Origin of the sequence: Streptomyces sp. NPDC088762, from assembly GCF_044750905.1 — a bacterium.
Classification (GTDB): domain Bacteria; phylum Actinomycetota; class Actinomycetes; order Streptomycetales; family Streptomycetaceae; genus Streptomyces.
In genome coordinates, this window is sequence record NZ_JBIVKT010000005.1 from 310,522 (window position 1) to 324,610 (window position 14,089).

At 74.8% G+C, this 14,089-nt stretch carries 13 protein-coding genes; 7 read left to right on the top strand and 6 right to left on the bottom strand.

The window, feature by feature from the left end; translation table 11 throughout:
* Positions 1 to 40: 40 nt before the first annotated feature.
* The 4 genes from ACIP5M_RS15620 to ACIP5M_RS15635 form a co-directional block, all read right to left on the bottom strand.
* Positions 41 to 652, bottom strand: a complete 612-nt coding sequence (locus tag ACIP5M_RS15620) for a hypothetical protein (protein ID WP_401196967.1) — start codon at positions 650 to 652, stop codon at positions 41 to 43.
* A 239-nt stretch (positions 653 to 891) separates the two neighbouring features.
* Positions 892 to 1,716, bottom strand: a complete 825-nt coding sequence (locus tag ACIP5M_RS15625; protein WP_401196970.1) for an MOSC domain-containing protein — start codon at positions 1,714 to 1,716, stop codon at positions 892 to 894.
* 55 nt (positions 1,717 to 1,771) lie between these two features.
* Positions 1,772 to 2,284, bottom strand: coding sequence for a DUF6643 family protein (locus ACIP5M_RS15630; protein ID WP_401196973.1), 513 nt, complete (start codon positions 2,282 to 2,284; stop codon positions 1,772 to 1,774).
* A gap of 245 nt (positions 2,285 to 2,529) precedes the next feature.
* Complete coding sequence (locus ACIP5M_RS15635) at positions 2,530 to 3,708, bottom strand: glycosyltransferase (protein WP_401196975.1); 1,179 nt, start codon at positions 3,706 to 3,708, stop codon at positions 2,530 to 2,532.
* Positions 3,709 to 4,875: 1,167 nt separating this feature from the next.
* Between ACIP5M_RS15635 and ACIP5M_RS15640 the strand changes: the two genes are divergently transcribed.
* The 3 genes from ACIP5M_RS15640 to ACIP5M_RS15650 all read left to right on the top strand — a co-directional run bounded on the left by ACIP5M_RS15640 (position 4,876) and on the right by ACIP5M_RS15650 (position 8,400).
* The gene (locus tag ACIP5M_RS15640) at positions 4,876 to 5,670 is read left to right on the top strand and encodes a glutamate racemase (protein WP_401196978.1); all 795 of its coding nucleotides are present in this window, start codon (positions 4,876 to 4,878) and stop codon (positions 5,668 to 5,670) included.
* Positions 5,671 to 5,808: 138 nt separating this feature from the next.
* Positions 5,809 to 6,504, top strand: a complete 696-nt coding sequence (locus ACIP5M_RS15645) for a hypothetical protein (protein WP_401196980.1) — start codon at positions 5,809 to 5,811, stop codon at positions 6,502 to 6,504.
* A 132-nt stretch (positions 6,505 to 6,636) separates the two neighbouring features.
* Positions 6,637 to 8,400 (top strand): ABC-F family ATP-binding cassette domain-containing protein, encoded by a 1,764-nt coding sequence (locus ACIP5M_RS15650; protein ID WP_401196983.1) that lies wholly within the window; start codon positions 6,637 to 6,639, stop codon positions 8,398 to 8,400.
* A 23-nt stretch (positions 8,401 to 8,423) separates the two neighbouring features.
* Here the strand turns inward: ACIP5M_RS15650 and ACIP5M_RS15655 are convergent, their stop codons facing one another.
* Entirely contained in the window at positions 8,424 to 9,350 is a 927-nt protein-coding gene (locus tag ACIP5M_RS15655; RefSeq protein ID WP_401196985.1) for an ADP-ribosylglycohydrolase family protein, read from the bottom strand.
* The gene (locus ACIP5M_RS15660) at positions 9,347 to 9,937 is read right to left on the bottom strand and encodes a TetR/AcrR family transcriptional regulator (protein WP_401196987.1); all 591 of its coding nucleotides are present in this window, start codon (positions 9,935 to 9,937) and stop codon (positions 9,347 to 9,349) included. The genes ACIP5M_RS15655 and ACIP5M_RS15660 overlap by 4 nt, the downstream gene beginning before the upstream one ends.
* 83 nt (positions 9,938 to 10,020) lie before the next feature.
* Between ACIP5M_RS15660 and ACIP5M_RS15665 the strand changes: the two genes are divergently transcribed.
* The 4 genes from ACIP5M_RS15665 to ACIP5M_RS15680 all read left to right on the top strand — a co-directional run bounded on the left by ACIP5M_RS15665 (position 10,021) and on the right by ACIP5M_RS15680 (position 13,992).
* Entirely contained in the window at positions 10,021 to 11,088 is a 1,068-nt protein-coding gene (locus ACIP5M_RS15665; RefSeq protein WP_401196990.1) for an FAD-dependent oxidoreductase, read from the top strand.
* Between the two features lie 151 nt (positions 11,089 to 11,239).
* A complete protein-coding gene (locus ACIP5M_RS15670) occupies positions 11,240 to 11,755 on the top strand; it encodes a hypothetical protein (protein WP_401196992.1) in 516 nt (171 codons plus the stop codon).
* A gap of 79 nt (positions 11,756 to 11,834) precedes the next feature.
* Complete coding sequence (gene lnt / locus ACIP5M_RS15675; RefSeq protein ID WP_401196994.1) at positions 11,835 to 13,451, top strand: apolipoprotein N-acyltransferase; 1,617 nt, start codon at positions 11,835 to 11,837, stop codon at positions 13,449 to 13,451.
* A 55-nt stretch (positions 13,452 to 13,506) separates the two neighbouring features.
* Positions 13,507 to 13,992 carry an NUDIX hydrolase gene (locus ACIP5M_RS15680; RefSeq protein WP_401196996.1) on the top strand — a complete coding sequence of 162 codons (486 nt, stop codon included), beginning with the start codon at positions 13,507 to 13,509 and terminating at the stop codon, positions 13,990 to 13,992.
* Positions 13,993 to 14,089 lie beyond the last annotated feature (97 nt).

Here is a 14,089-nt window from a genome sequence, read left to right on the forward strand (position 1 = left end):
TGCCCCACCGTAGCGCGCGGGACGCCGGCGAGCTGCCAGGTCAACTGCCCGCGCCCGCCCGGCCCCAGTCCGGCCCGGCCGCCGCCCAGGCGCGGTCCAGCCGTATGTACCGCCGATGCATGAGCCTGCGTACGACCAGCCGGCGGACGGTTTCCACCAGCGCGGCCGCGCCGATGGCCGAGGCCAGGCCCGCCACCCCCGCGTGGAACGCGGCCGCGGAGGGGTCGAGCGGCTGACTCACCAGTCGGCCGTGCGCGTCGGTCCATATCCGGAACCGGTCGCCGGGGAGCGGCGGTTCCTCCGCGGCCGGCACCGTGCCCTCGTGGCTGCTGCCGTCGGGCGCGGTCCACGCGGCCACGATCCTGGTCCGGTACGGGGCTCCCTGCTGCGCCGACGGATCGGCGGACGCCCTCGCCGCCGACTCGGTGGCCTGCCGGACCACCACCGCCGGAACCAGATGCCGCTCGTGCCGCTGCTCCACCGCGGCCCGCTGGAGCTGCCCGTCCACCTGCAGTCCTGCCACCCAGCCGATGGCCGGAGCCACCAGCACGACACACACCAGCGCGGCGAACGCCACCCACGCCTCGAAGAGATCGGTCGGCCGGCGCAGCGGATTGCGCCGCCAACGCCACACACCCATTGCTGTCTGCACGGTCCGGCACCCCCTTTGCCTCCGTCTGTCTGCGCGTCCAGCCTCCCGCACGTCCCGGGGACGCGCATTCCGGGACGCCTGGGACCGGTGCCACCGAGCCGGCTCCGGTTGCCGGCAGGGCATTCACGTGTCCTGACTGATCCAACGGCCTGGTCGGGGCGGTTGGTTCCAGCCTGGGCGCGGAGCCCCTCGAAGGTGTCATTCCGGTCGGCCGATCGCGGTCACGCCGCGCGTCCCGCTCATTCCAGGACGCGGACCTCGTCGCCCACGCGCACCGTGCCCAGCCGGACCGGCACCAGCTGCCGCCCGAAGGCCAGCGACTTGCCGATCCGCCGGTGCCTGGCCAGGGTCAGCAGCGGCTCCTTGCCCCGCTCCGCCGTCCGCTGGTCGGTGGTGGTGATGATGCAGCGCCCGCATTCCCGGACCCCGCGGAAGACGGCGTCACCGATCGCGATGCGCCGCCAGCCGTCCTCCGCCCATGCCTCGGCCCCCGAGACCACCACATTCGGGCGGAAGCGGTTCATGGGAAGCGGACCCTCCTGCGGATGGTCCCCCTGCGCGATCAGCGAGTTGAGCGCGTCCAGCGAGGCGAGGGTGGTGATCATCAGCGGATAGGCGTCGGCCAGGCTCACCGTCTCGCCCGGCAGCCCGTAATCCGGATCCACGGGCCGGCGTACGGCCGGATCGTCCAGGTGCACCAGCCGGGCCGGCACACCGAGGTACGCGCTGAACCAGTCGGCCGCGGCGCGCGCCGCGGCCACGGTCTCGACCTTCTTCCCGAACAGGACGACCGGCTCCGGCGCCGAAGGCTCGGGCACCTCCACGATCAGCTCCGCCATGCCCGGCGCCGACACCGCGATTCCTCCGCCGCTCAGCGGACGGGCCGTCGCCAAGGCAAGCCGCGGCTGCTGGCGTTGGGTGATGACCGTGCCCCCGGAGTCCACCAGCGCCCACCGGCGGTCCCCGGACAGACCCCAGGGCTCCACGGCCGCCTCGGCAGGTGCGGTCCCCGACAGTGATTTGACGGGATGGACGTGGAGCTCTTGGACGTACAGATTCGACATGGGGGCATCCTTTCAGCCGCCCCCTGCTCCGCCCCAGCGGGTATCCGCGCTCGGATCAGTAGCCGCGTCCCTGGTACGGACGGCCGCCGTACGGGTCCTCGTACGCGGCGGCCGGCACGGGCGCGGGAGCCTGCATCGGGCGCGGCGCGGCCGGCCGCATGGCCTCGTAGCCGGTGCCGGCGGCGACCGGACGGGGCTGTTGCGGCTGGGGCTGCGGTACGTAGCCCGCACGGGCCGCGAGCGGCTGCTGCTGCGGAATGTAGGGGGCGGGCGCGTGCTGCAGCGGCATCGGCTGCGGAGCGGCCTGCTGCGGGTACGGGTATCCGTACGCCGGGGCGCTCTGCTGCTGGGGAACCGCCGCGGGCAGCGCGGGGAGCGACGAGGCGAGGGCCGGCAGGTACCCACCGCTCGAATAACCGGCGCTCGGGGAGTCGTAGGCGGCCGGAACGCGGATCGGGGCGATCTGCGGAGTGCCGCGTTCGGCGACGAGGGAGTCGTAGATGGGGGTGTCCGGGAAGGAGGGCGCGGAGTAGTAACCGCCGCCATAAGTGGAGCGGGGGGAGGTCATGGGACCTAAGTTAAGCCCACGGCTTCACCGGGTCCATAGCGAGGTGCTCCGAACACCCCCCTGACCTGCATATTCGCAGGTCAGGGCCACAGCTTTCACTTCACGTTCACGTGCACGATTCACCACTTCCGCCCCAGCTTGTCCAACTCGTACCCACCGGTTGTGCCGTGCACCGATTTCGTGTTGACGCAGCGTCACAACGCGGTGACCTCGGATGACGCTGTTTCGGGCGGCAGTTCGCGGTTTCAGGCGTCGCTGGGGCGGGCATAGGTACGGCCCTTCCACGCCGCGCCTCGGCCCCGGTAGTGCTGGACGGCCGAATCGACGGTCATCAGGAGGTACAGCAGCGCCGTGAGCGGAAGCAGGGGGGCCAGCGCCGCGGGCTGCCGGTAGTGGCGCAGCATCGGGAGGTAGGTGGCGGCCATCAGCAGCCAGGCCAGGCCGCCGGGCCACGCGAGGGCGGGGTGCCCGGTCGCGAGCCCCGCCAGGAGGGCGGCCGGGGGCACGAGGTAGACGAGCACCAGACCGGCGACCGTCCCCGCCAGGAGGAGGGGCTGGTGGCGCAGTTGGGCGTAGGCGCTGCGCGAGATCATCCGCCACAGGTCGCCGAGCGCGGGGTACGGGCGCACGCTGTCCACCCGCTCCGCCAGCCCCAGCCAGATCCGGCCGCCGGAGCGCTGGACCGCGCGGGCGAGGGAGACGTCGTCGATGACGGCCTGGCGGATGACGTCGGGGACCCCGGCCCGTACGGCGGCCTCGGTGCGCAGGAGGACGCAGCCGCCGGCGGCGGCCGCGGTGCGGGAGCCGGGGCGGTTGACGCGGCGGAAGGGGTAGAGCTGGGCGAAGAAGTACACGAAGGCGGGCACGACGAGCCGCTCCCAGAAGCCGACCGTGCGCAGGCGCGCCATCTGGGAGACGAGGTCGAGGTCGGCGGAGGTGGCGGCGGCGACCAGTTCGCGCAGGCTGTCGGGTTCGTGCGCGATGTCGGCGTCGGTGAGGAGGAGGTAGTCGGGCTCGGTGGCGTGCGCGGTGCGGGCGAGCGCGATGCCGTGGCGCAGGGCCCAGAGCTTGCCGGTCCAGCCGGGGGCGGGGTCGCCGGGGGAGGAGACGGTGAGCGGCAGCCCGGGCTGCTCGCGGGCCAGGCGCAGGGCGAGGGTGCCGGTGCCGTCGGTGCTGCCGTCGTCGACGAGGATGACCTCCGCTTCGCCGGGATAGTCCTGGGCGATGAGGGACGGCAGGCTGCGGGGCAGCACCTCGGCCTCGTCGCGGGCCGGGACGATGATCGCGACGGACGGCCAGTGGATGGGGGCGGTGCGCGGGGGGAGGCGGACGTCGGTGCGCCAGAACATGCCCTGGGCGAGGGTGAGCCAGAGCCAGGCGGCGAGGGAGGCGTAGGCCGCGACGGCGGCAGTGAGGAGGCCCATGCCCGCAGTGTGCCGGGCCCTGCGGGGCATGTCGCGCACCCCGGCCGCCCGGGCTTCGTCGCCCTTGCCGCTGGGGGGACCCGGGAGACCCGAGGGGGCCGGCGGGGGCTGCCCGTACCGCGGGGTGTGGAGCGGTGCGCCTACCCGGCGGGGGTACCCCCCGGGGTGGACTGTGGAGCGGTACCCCTGCCAGGCGGGGCCAGCCGGTTGCACCCGTGACGGGGCCGGGTCGTGGAGCGGTCCTCCCGTCTGGCGGGGGCGCGGACGCCTCCACCCGGGGCCCGGGCCGTCGTCGAGCGGTGCTCCGCCGTGCAGCCGAGGCCGGGCGCGTCCGTGGCGCGAGGGTCGGTCCGCGGGGCCCCTCCGGGGTGTCTCCTCGGCTCGCGCACGAAGCCTTGGTGTGAAGTTCAGGGTGGTTGCGCGCTCGTCCTGCGGGGACACCCCGGAGGACCCCCGCTCCCCTTCGCGGCCCCATCCCACGAAGGCCCCTCAGCCGGGGTGGTGCCTGGTTGTCGGAGTTCGCCGTGGGGGCGGGCACGTGCAGGGGGCCCGCAGGAGGAGTGAGCCCCGACCCGACGAACGCCCCTCAGCCGGGGTGGTGCCGGGGTGATGGAGTTGGCCTGGGGCGGGGACGTGCAGGGGTTCGCGCAGGACGAGTGAGTCCCGATCCGGTGAAGGTCCCTAGGCCGGCTGGGGCCTGGGTGTCGGGGCTTGCCGTGGGGCGGGGACGTGCAGGAGGGTCCCCGCAGGACGAGCGCGCAACCCCCGTGAACCGTCGAAGCGGTGGCTTCGTGCGCGAGCCGAGGAGACACTCCGGAGCGGCGCCGGCCCACCCGTTCTGCCGGGAATGCGCGGCCCCGCCTGGCGGTGGGGGGAGGTCGGGCGACCCGCCCCGAGCGTGTGGAGGGGAGGGTGTCGCCCCCGTCAGCCCCGTCAGCCCCGGCAGGTGGTGCCGGCGTGCCGGCCCCGGGTGGGGGGGTGTCGATCGGCCCGTCGGAGTGGGGTGGTGCGCGGTCCGACGGAGGGGCGGTGTCCGGCGGGGCTCGTTTCGCGGGGTGCCGCCGGCCGGGCTGCCTCGTTGCGGCGGTCCGTGGCGGCGGGGGATTCCGGAGGGTGGGAGGGGTGGTGGCGCTGGGGGTGGGCGGGGGCGTCGACTAAGGTGGCCGGGTGAAGATCGCGCTCATGGACTCCGGAATCGGCCTGCTTGCGGCGGCCGCCGCGATGCGGCGGCTGCGGCCGGACGCCGATCTCGTCATCTCCTCCGACCCCGACGGGATGCCCTGGGGACCGCGGACCCCCGCCGACCTCACCGAGCGGGCCCTCGCCGTCGCCCGGGCGGCCGCCGCGCACCGCCCCGAGGCGCTGATCGTCGCCTGCAACACCGCTTCCGTGCACTCCCTGCCCGCCCTGCGTGCCGAGCTGGAGCCCGCCATCCCGGTCATCGGGACCGTACCGGCGATCAAGCCCGCCGCGGCCGCCGGCGGCCGCGTGGCCATCTGGGCCACCCCCGCCACCACCGGCAGCCCCTACCAGCGCGGGCTGATCGGCGAATTCGCCGCCGGGGTCCCCGTCACCGAGGTGCCCTGTCCCGGGCTCGCCGACGCCGTCGAGGCGGTCGACGACGCCGCCGTCAAGGCCACCGTCGCGGCCGCCGCCGCGCTGACCCCGGCCGACGTCACCGACGTGGTGCTCGGCTGCACGCACTACGAGCTGGTCGAGACCGCGATCCGGGCCGCCCTCGCCGCGCGCACCGGGGGAGCCGACCTCGTCTTCCACGGCTCCGCCGAGCCCGTGGCCGTGCAGGCGCTGCGCCGGATCGGCGCCCTGCCCGAGCCCGGCCTGCCCCCCACCGGCGGCCTGACCGTCCTGCGCAGCGGTCGCCCGGGCACGCTCCCCGCCGCCGCACTCGAGTACGCCGAGGGGCGGCTCCTCGCCGGCCAGGGCGCGGCCGCCGTCGGCTAGACGGGGGGTCTTGCGGATCAGGCCGCGAGTCCGGCCCGGTCTTCCCCCGCGCTCGGCAACCCGCTTACGCTCGGACCGTTTCGGCGCGAAGCGATGTGCTGCTCTCGGCGCAGTGAGGCGGTTTCCGTGCCCGGATGGATGGACTTGGCATACACCACGGCCGGCGGTGTCGTCGGTGCCGCGGTGACCAACTACCTCTCCAGGAACCAGGAACGCCGACAGCTGCGGGCAGCGGTCATGCAACAGCTCCTGCACGTCGCAGCGGTGCGCGACCGGGTATGCGACGTCGTGCCGAGCCGGAGGGCGAGTCCGTCGCGGCACTTGGTCGGGATACGGCCGTCTGTCACCGCGCGGTTCGGCGTCGCGGTGGTCCTGGAGGACGGCCGGGACGCCGAGGACGCCCAGCGGGAAGCGATCTCGGACCTCGTGGTGGCTGCGCTCTCGGCCGGCATACCCCGCAGGGTCCTGGACTTTGCCGGCGGCGGCGAGGAACTTGCCCTGCAGTGCGAGGTCCTCAGCGTGATCGATCTCCGCCTGGGCGGTGTCCTGGGCGAGTCGCTGGGCGAACTCGTGACGCAGTGTGAGGAATACCGGCAGGCGACAACCCAGCTCCTGCTCCGGGCGCTGTGGCACCCGTGGCAGGCGCGGTCGTGGATGCGCGTGCGCCTTCGCGTGTTGCGTCGGGACGTCGCCGCGCTCCATCGCAGGCAGGAAGCGGCGATGTCCGTGCTGGCGCAGCCGGAGCACCTCGATGCCCTCACCGAGCGTCTCGGCGCTCGCCTTGCGGAGCGACTCCCCGAACCCGTCGACGACAACACGGGTCCCGCCGCGTAGACGGTGTCGCGCGGCATCGGCCGACAGCCTTGACGAGACGTAACGTCTTGCATTGCGCGAGGGAGGCGCCTACGGTTGAGAGCGGTGCGAGACGGTACGATCCGTCTCGTCAACCGAGGGAAGGAATCGCCTTTGCGTGCTCCACTCGGCCCCACCCAGATCGTCCTCTCCGACGTCGCCAAGAGCTACGACACCCGCGTCGTCCTGGACCGCGTCAGCTGTACGGTCCGGCCCGGCGAGCGGGTCGGAGTCGTCGGCGACAACGGCTCCGGCAAGTCCACCCTGCTCCGGCTCCTCGCCGGGCGGGAGCGGCCAGACCGCGGTGAGGTCGCCGTCACCGCGCCCGGCGGGGTCGGCCATCTCGCCCAGACCCTCGACCTCCCGCCCACCGCCCGCGTGGGTGACGCGGTCGACCTCGCCCTCGCCGACCTGCGCGACCTCGAGCGCCGGATCCGCCGGGCCGAAGCGCAGCTGCACCGGGCCGGGCCCGCGGAGCTCGCCGCGTACGGGGACCTCCTCGCCGCCTACGAGGCTCGCGGCGGCCGCGACGCCGACCGGCGGGTCGCGACCGTCCTGCGCAGGCTCGGCGAGCGCGCCGCGCTCGACCCGGACCGTGCGCTCGGGACCCTGTCCGGCGGGCAGCGCTCCCGGCTCGCGCTCGCGGCGGCCCTCGCCTCCGAGCCGGAACTGCTGCTGCTGGACGAACCCACCAACGACCTCGACGACGAAGCCGTCGCCTGGCTCGAGGAGCGCCTGCGCGGCCACCGCGGCACCGTCGTCGCCGTCACCCACGACCGGCTCTTCCTCGACCGTGTCACGACCACGATCCTGGAGGTGGACGACTCCCGCCGCACGGTGCGCCGCTACGGCAACGGCTACGCCGGCTTCCGCACCGCACGCGCCGCCGAACGGGCGCGCTGGGAGCGGGAGTACGAGGAGTGGCGCGAGGACGTCCGCAGCGCCGAGCGGCTCGCCGACATCAACATCGGGCGGTTCGAGGGGATCCCGCGCAAGCTGCCCCGCGGGTTCAGCGGCGCCGGCGCCTTCCGGGCCCGCTCCCGGACCCACGGCGCGGCGAGCCGGATCCGCACCGCCCGCGAGCGGCTGCGGCGGCTGACCGACAACCCGGTACCGCAGCCCCCGCGCCCGCTCGTCTTCACCGGCCGGTTCACGACGGGCGCCGGAGCCGCCGGTGCCGGTGAGGCGGCGGAGGTGCGGGTGGTCGACGCGGCCCTGCCGGGGCGGCTCGCGCCCGTGTCGCTGCGGCTCGAGCCGGGGGAGCGGCTCCTGGTCACCGGGCCCAACGGCGCTGGCAAGTCAACCCTGTTGCGGCTGCTGGCCGGTGAACTGGAGCCCGGGCAAGGCCTCGTACAGACGCCCGCTCGGGCGGGCCTGCTCCGGCAGGACGACCCGTGGTTCCGCGAACCGCGGTCGGCGGTCGAGCTGTTGGGCCCGGAGCAGGCCGAGCGGGCCGCCGCCCACGGCCTGCTCACCCCGGCCGACCTCACCCGGCCCGTCCGCGCCCTCTCGGCCGGTCAGCGCCGCAAGCTGGAACTCGCCACGCTGGTGGAGCGCCCGCTCGACCTGCTGTTGCTGGACGAGCCGACGAACCACCTGGCCCCGGCCGTGGTGGAGGAACTGGAGGCGGCCCTGGCCCACTTCGGCGGCACCCTGGTGCTGGTCACCCACGACCGGCGGCTGCGCGCGGCCTTCCGCGGCCGCCGCCTCGAGCTAGGGCCTGTCGTCAAACTCCCGTCTGCCCCGCGGCGTCTGGCACGCGCTCTCGCCGCACCGGGCGGAATCCCGGGTACGTCCAGTACGAGGGCTTCCCCCCGGCACGCCGAGAGCACGCACCAGACGCCGCGTGGCCGCCCTCCGGGCGACGACGGGAGTTGACGACAGGCCCTAGCCCCGGCGGGTCAGCGGGCGCCCGCCGCCGCGAGCCGCTGAGCCAGGCCCCGAAGGTCCCCGGCGTCCAGGACGCGGTCCCCGAACCCCGGCAGCGGGACGTGCAGCCCTGCCGTCCAGTGGCCGGGGATCGCCTGGGCCCCGTACCGCGCCCCGGCCAGGGCGCCGGTCACCGCGCCGACCGTGTCGGTGTCCCCGCCCAGGTCAACGGCGGCCCGAACGGCCTCCGCGAAGCCGGTGGTGGTCCGCAGCGCCCAGACCGCCGAGCCCAAGCAGGGCCACACCGCCCCGTTGAATTCCGTGGCCAGGCCGGGATGCCAGTCGGGGGCGAGCACGATCCCGTACCGCTCACGGTGTTCCGGGTGGACCGAGGCCAGCGTGGCGGGAAGGGAGGCCACCGGACCGGCCCCGTCCAGGGCCACCCTCACCAGCTCGTGCAGGACGGCCGTGCCCTCCCAGGCGGCCCGGTCCCCGTGCGTCAGGGCCGCGATCCGCCGGGCGGCGTCCATGGTCCGCTCCCGTCCGGCGGACGCGAAGTACACCGCCGAGGTGGCCGCGCGCATCAGTGAACCGTTGCCCGCCGCCCGCAGGTTGACCTGGAAGTGCAGGGCGGCCGCCAGATCCCACGGCTCGCCGCTCGTCAGCACGTCCTCGGTCTGGAGCCCGATGTCCTTGGGCTGCCCGGCCGCCCACCGCCGGAACCGCCCGAAAACATCCGGGAGGTCGAGGCCGCCCCGCTCCAGCAGGGACTCCCCGACCAGGACGGCCATCTGCGTGTCGTCGGTGGCCTCGCCCGGATCCCAGCCGCCGCCTCCCCGCATCTCCTCGCCCCGCGCGGTCAACTGTCCCGCCGGTCCGAACTCGTAGGGTGCGCCCAGCGCGTCGCCCGTCGCCGAGCCGAGGACGGCTCCTTCGGCCCGGTCGGAGCGGGAGGTCATCGGGTCTCCCCGGGGTGTACGGAGCCCAGCAGGTCCTGGGCGAAGCGGTCGAGGTCGTCCAGGCCGGACGCGGCCAGGGTGGCCGGGGCGCCGGCCAGGAGGTGGGGGATCGCGCCGTGCAGGGCGAGGGTGAGGGCGCGAGCCTGGTCCGGGCCGGCCGGCAGGCCCGCCGAGCGCAGCAGGTGTGCGTACGCCGCGAAGTCCGACGCCGCGATGGGGTCCAGCAGTGAGGCCAGCCATTGCCGTCGCGTCGCCTCCGTCTGGAGTTCCAGATAGGCGAGGACCCGCGGCCGTCCGGGGCCGGCCACGTTCCGCAGCAGACCCGCGAGCAGTGCCGCGGCCTGCCGGGCGTCGGCCGGCCCGGGTCCGGATCCCGCCAGGTCCTCGGCCACCGCCCGGTACTGCTCCAGGCAGCGTTCGGCCACCGCCCGCAGGAGTGCGTCGCGGGTCGGGAAGTAGTTCTTGGCCGTGCCCGTCGGCACGTCGGCGGCCGCGTCGACGGCGCGGTGCGTCAGCCCGCGCCCGCCCGCTTCCGCCAGTACGGCGATGGCCGCGTCCCGCAGCCGGTCCCTCCGGTCCTGATTCACGTTGCCAGCTTAACCACATCCGTGGTACCACAGATGTAGTACCACGGATGTGGTGGTGGGTGTGAGGGAGTGGAGGGGTGGCCATGCGAGTCCGGTCAGGGGTAGGGGAGGCCGTCGTCGTGGGGGCGGGGGTCGGCGGGCTGGCCACCGCCATCGGGCTGCGGCGCGCGGGCTGGACGGTGACGGTCCTGGAGCGCCGCACCGCCCTCGAACGGTACGGAACGGCCTTCGGGATCCACCCGACCGCGCAAGCCGCGCTCGACCGGCTCGGCCTCGGTGACGCGCTGCGGGCGCGCGCCGTCCCGTACCGAGACGCCCGGATCCGGCGCCCCGACGGCAAGGTGCTGGCCGCTCTCCCGCTCGAACGGATCGAGCGCACAACCGGCCGCCCCGAACTGCTCATCTCCCGTCCTTACCTGATCGACGCGATGCTCGCCGAACTGGACCGCCTCGGCGGCGTCGAGATCGCGTACGGGCAGCGCCTCTCCGGTCCCGCCGACGTCGGGACGGACCTGCTCGTCGGCGCCGACGGCATCAACAGCACCGTCCGCACCGCCTGCTTCGGCCGGCGCAGCGGCCCGCGCCCCGTCGGCACGGTCGCCTGGATCGGCATCGCCGGGTTCGAGACCGGGGTGTACGGCGAGACCTGGGGCGAGGGCCGCTTCTTCGGGACGACCCCCGTCGAGCCGGGCCGCACCAACTGGTACGCCACCGTCCCCGAGGACACCCCCGCCGGAGCCGCCGGCCCCCACGCACTGCGCAGCGCGTTCGCCGGGTGGCACGACCCCATCCCGCGCCTGCTGGCGGAGACCGATCCCGCCACCTGGATCCGGTACGAGATGCGCCACCTGTACCCCGCGCTGCCCGCCTTCGTCGCCGACGGCCGGGTCGCCCTCGTCGGCGACGCCGCCCACGCCATGACCCCCAACCTCGGTCAGGGCGCCTGCACCGCCCTGCTCGACGCCGAGGCACTGACCCGCGCCGTCGCGGCCCGGGGCCCGGCCGGACTGCCCGCCGCCCTGCGCGCGTACGACGCCGAACGCCGGCGCAGCGCCCAGCGCGTCGCCTTCGGCTCCCGGAACCTGCACCGCTTCATGACGGTGCGACGCCCCGCCCTGCGCAACGCCCTGGTGGGCCTGCTCCCCGGTTGAGGGAGGAGCCAGGCCGGGCGGTGCGCAGGGCGCTGCCCACCGCCGAGCAGCCCGCGAGCTCCCGGCGCCGCTCACCCGCTCGCGTGCCACTGATGAACCGACTGGGCGAGAGACAGTGGCACGCATGCGGAACGTGCGTACGCTGCTACACATGAAGGTTCACCCGCCGGGCCCGCTCTGGACGGGCCGGGCCTCCAACCGGGCGCAGTGGGTGCTCGCAGCGGCCGGTGCGGCCTGTCTCGCCCTCGGCATCGAGCTCGCCGTGGACAGCGCCTGGACCGCAGGCATCGTTCCGCTCCTCATGTCCGTGATCGGCTGCCTCGCCGTGGGCCTGCTCATCCTCTACGGCACCCTCGCCTTCGTGCACGTCGCCGTCACGGTGGACTCCGAGGCCCTGGAAGTGCGCTGCGGCCACATAGGGCTGCCGCGCCGCACGATCCGGCTCGCCGAGGTGACCTCCGCCGAGTTCATCCCCCGGATCACCCCGCACCAGTGGGGCGGCTGGGGCTACCGCTGGCGTCCGGAACGGGGCACGGCGGTCATCGTCCGCCGCGGCGAGGGACTGCAACTACGACTCGGCGACGGAAAGATCTTCACCGTGACCGTCGACGACGCCGAGAACGCCGTCCGGGTCATCCGGACCCACCTCCGAGCCCTGGCGCGCTAGGGGGTTATCCCCAAGGCACCCCCAGGAGACGGCCCGGCTGTTGGCGGCCCCGTGACCTCGGGGACGTACACTCCGCCAGATGAGCAGCAGTGTCACCAGCGCGGCCCGGAACGAGCCCTCGAAGCCCGCCGACGGAGCCCGGTCCGAGACTTTGGCGCCACCCGCCGCCCTGCACGAGCGGAAGGGCGCCGGGCTCGTCCGCGCCCTGGCGGCCGCCCTCGCCGGCGTGGTGCTCTACCTCAGCTTCCCGCCCCGCCCCCTGTGGTGGCTGGCCCCCCTCGCGCTCGCCCTGCTGGCCGGCTGCCTGCATGGCCGCCGTGCCCGGGCCGGCTTCGGCCTCGGGTTCCTCGCCGGGCTCGGGTTCCTGGTGCCGCTGCTCGTCTGGACCGGCGAGGAGGTCGGCCCCGTGCCGTGGCTGGCGCTGGCCGCCGTCGAAGCCCTCTTCATCGGCCTCACCGGCCTCGGCGTCGCCCTCGTCAGCCGCCTTCGCGCCTGGCCGCTGTTCGCGGCCGCCGTCTGGGTCGCGGGCGAGGCCCTGCGCGCCCGGGCCCCCTTCGGCGGCTTCCCCTGGGGCAAGCTCGCCTTCGGCCAGGCCGACGGCGTCTTCACCCCGCTCGCCGCCGTCGGCGGCACGCCCCTGCTCTCTTTCGCCGTGGCCCTCTGCGGATTCGGCCTCTACGAAGCCCTGCGCACCGCCCGCGCCCACCCCCGCCGCGCCACCGCCGCCCTGGCGGCCCTCACCGTCGCCGCCCCGATCGGCGCCGGCCTCGCCGCCCGGCCCCTGGTCTCCGACGCGGCCGAGGACGGCACCGTCGTGGCCGCCGTCATCCAGGGCAACGTGCCGCGCCTGGGCTTCGACTTCAACGCCCAGCGCCGCCGGGTCCTGGACAACCACGTCAACCGCACCATCCAGCTTGCCGACGACGTCAAGGCCGGCCGCGCCCCGAAGCCCGACTTCGTCGTCTGGCCGGAGAACTCCTCCGACCTGGACCCGTACTCCCAGCCCGACGCGTACGCGGCCATCGACCGGGCCGTCAAGGCCATCGGCGTGCCCGTCGCCATCGGCGCCGTCGTGGCCCCGGAGACCGGCCCGCTGCGCAACACGATGATCCTCTGGGACCCGGTGGCCGGCCCGACCTCCACCTACGACAAGCGCAAGATCCAGCCCTTCGGCGAGCGCATCCCGATGCGCTCCTTCGCCCGGCTGTTCAGCTCCGACGTGGACCGCGTGCGCCGCGACTTCGGCCCCGGCAAGGACCCCGGCGTCTTCGACATGGCCGGCAGCGGTGTCGGCATGGTCACCTGCTTCGAGGCCGCCTTCGACGACGCCGTCCTCTCCACCGTCCGCGACGGCGCCAAGGTGATCGCCGTACCCAGCAACAACGCCACCTTCGGCCGGACCCAGATGACCTACCAGCAGCTCGCCATGGACCGGATCCGCGCGGTCGAGCACAGCCGCACCGTCCTCGTCCCCGTCACCAGCGGGGTCAGCGCGGTCATCCGGCCCGACGGGCGGATCGTGCGGCAGACGAAGATGTTCACCGCGGACGCGCTGGTCGCCGAGATCCCGCTGCGCTCCGGCCGCACCCCGGCCACCGTGGCCGGACCCCTGCCGGAGTACGCGCTGCTGCTCCTCGCCGCCGCCGGCCTCGGCGGGCTGCTGACCCGCCGGATCCGCGCCCGCCGGTCCGCCTGACGCGGGAGCCGCCGCCGGCCCCGTGGCGTCGGGGGGCGCCCCGTAGGGTCGGGGGATGACCACACCCGATTACATACGCGAGATCCGCGCCGTCGCCGGGCACCGGCTGCTCCTGCTGCCAGGGGTCACGGCCATCGTCCTCGACGAGCGGGGCCGGGTCCTGCTCGGCCGGCGCTCCGACACCGGGCTCTGGTCGGTGGTCGGCGGGATCGCCGAACCGGGCGAGCAGCCCGCCGAGACCGCCGTGCGCGAGGTGTACGAGGAGACGGCCGTGCGGTGCGTGCCCGAGCGCGTGGTCCTCGTCCAGATGCTCGAGCCGACCGTCTACCCCAATGGCGACGTCTGCCAGTTCCAGGACATCACCTTCCGCTGCCGGGCGACCGGCGGCGAGGCCCGGGCGAACGACAGCGAGTCGCTGGAGGTGGCCTGGTTCGAGGTGGACGCGCTGCCGCCGCTGACGGAGTTCTCCCTGCTCCGCATCCGCCAGGCCCTGCGTGACGAACCGACCTGGTTCGCGGTCCCCGCCGGGATCGCGGAGTAGCCCGTCACACGGCACGACCCGGACCGGGCGGCCGGCCTCCGGCGTCCGGCCTGCCGTGCGGGCTCGCTGTGGGCCGCCTGTGGGTGTGTACAGTGCG

What these genes read in the sequence shown, in the direction of transcription:
- ACIP5M_RS15625 (WP_401196970.1), bottom strand. Translation starts at nt 1,716, where the DNA reads ATGTCGAATCTGTACGTCCAAGAGCTCCACGTCCATCCCGTCAAATCA.
- ACIP5M_RS15655 (WP_401196985.1), bottom strand. Translation starts at nt 9,350, where the DNA reads ATGACCTCCCGCTCCGACCGGGCCGAAGGAGCCGTCCTCGGCTCGGCG.
- ACIP5M_RS15680 (WP_401196996.1), top strand. Translation starts at nt 13,507, where the DNA reads ATGACCACACCCGATTACATACGCGAGATCCGCGCCGTCGCCGGGCAC.
- ACIP5M_RS15670 (WP_401196992.1), top strand. Translation starts at nt 11,240, where the DNA reads ATGAAGGTTCACCCGCCGGGCCCGCTCTGGACGGGCCGGGCCTCCAAC.
- ACIP5M_RS15630 (WP_401196973.1), bottom strand. Translation starts at nt 2,284, where the DNA reads ATGACCTCCCCCCGCTCCACTTATGGCGGCGGTTACTACTCCGCGCCC.
- lnt (WP_401196994.1), top strand. Translation starts at nt 11,835, where the DNA reads ATGAGCAGCAGTGTCACCAGCGCGGCCCGGAACGAGCCCTCGAAGCCC.
- ACIP5M_RS15645 (WP_401196980.1), top strand. Translation starts at nt 5,809, where the DNA reads ATGGACTTGGCATACACCACGGCCGGCGGTGTCGTCGGTGCCGCGGTG.
- ACIP5M_RS15635 (WP_401196975.1), bottom strand. Translation starts at nt 3,708, where the DNA reads ATGGGCCTCCTCACTGCCGCCGTCGCGGCCTACGCCTCCCTCGCCGCC.
- ACIP5M_RS15665 (WP_401196990.1), top strand. Translation starts at nt 10,021, where the DNA reads ATGCGAGTCCGGTCAGGGGTAGGGGAGGCCGTCGTCGTGGGGGCGGGG.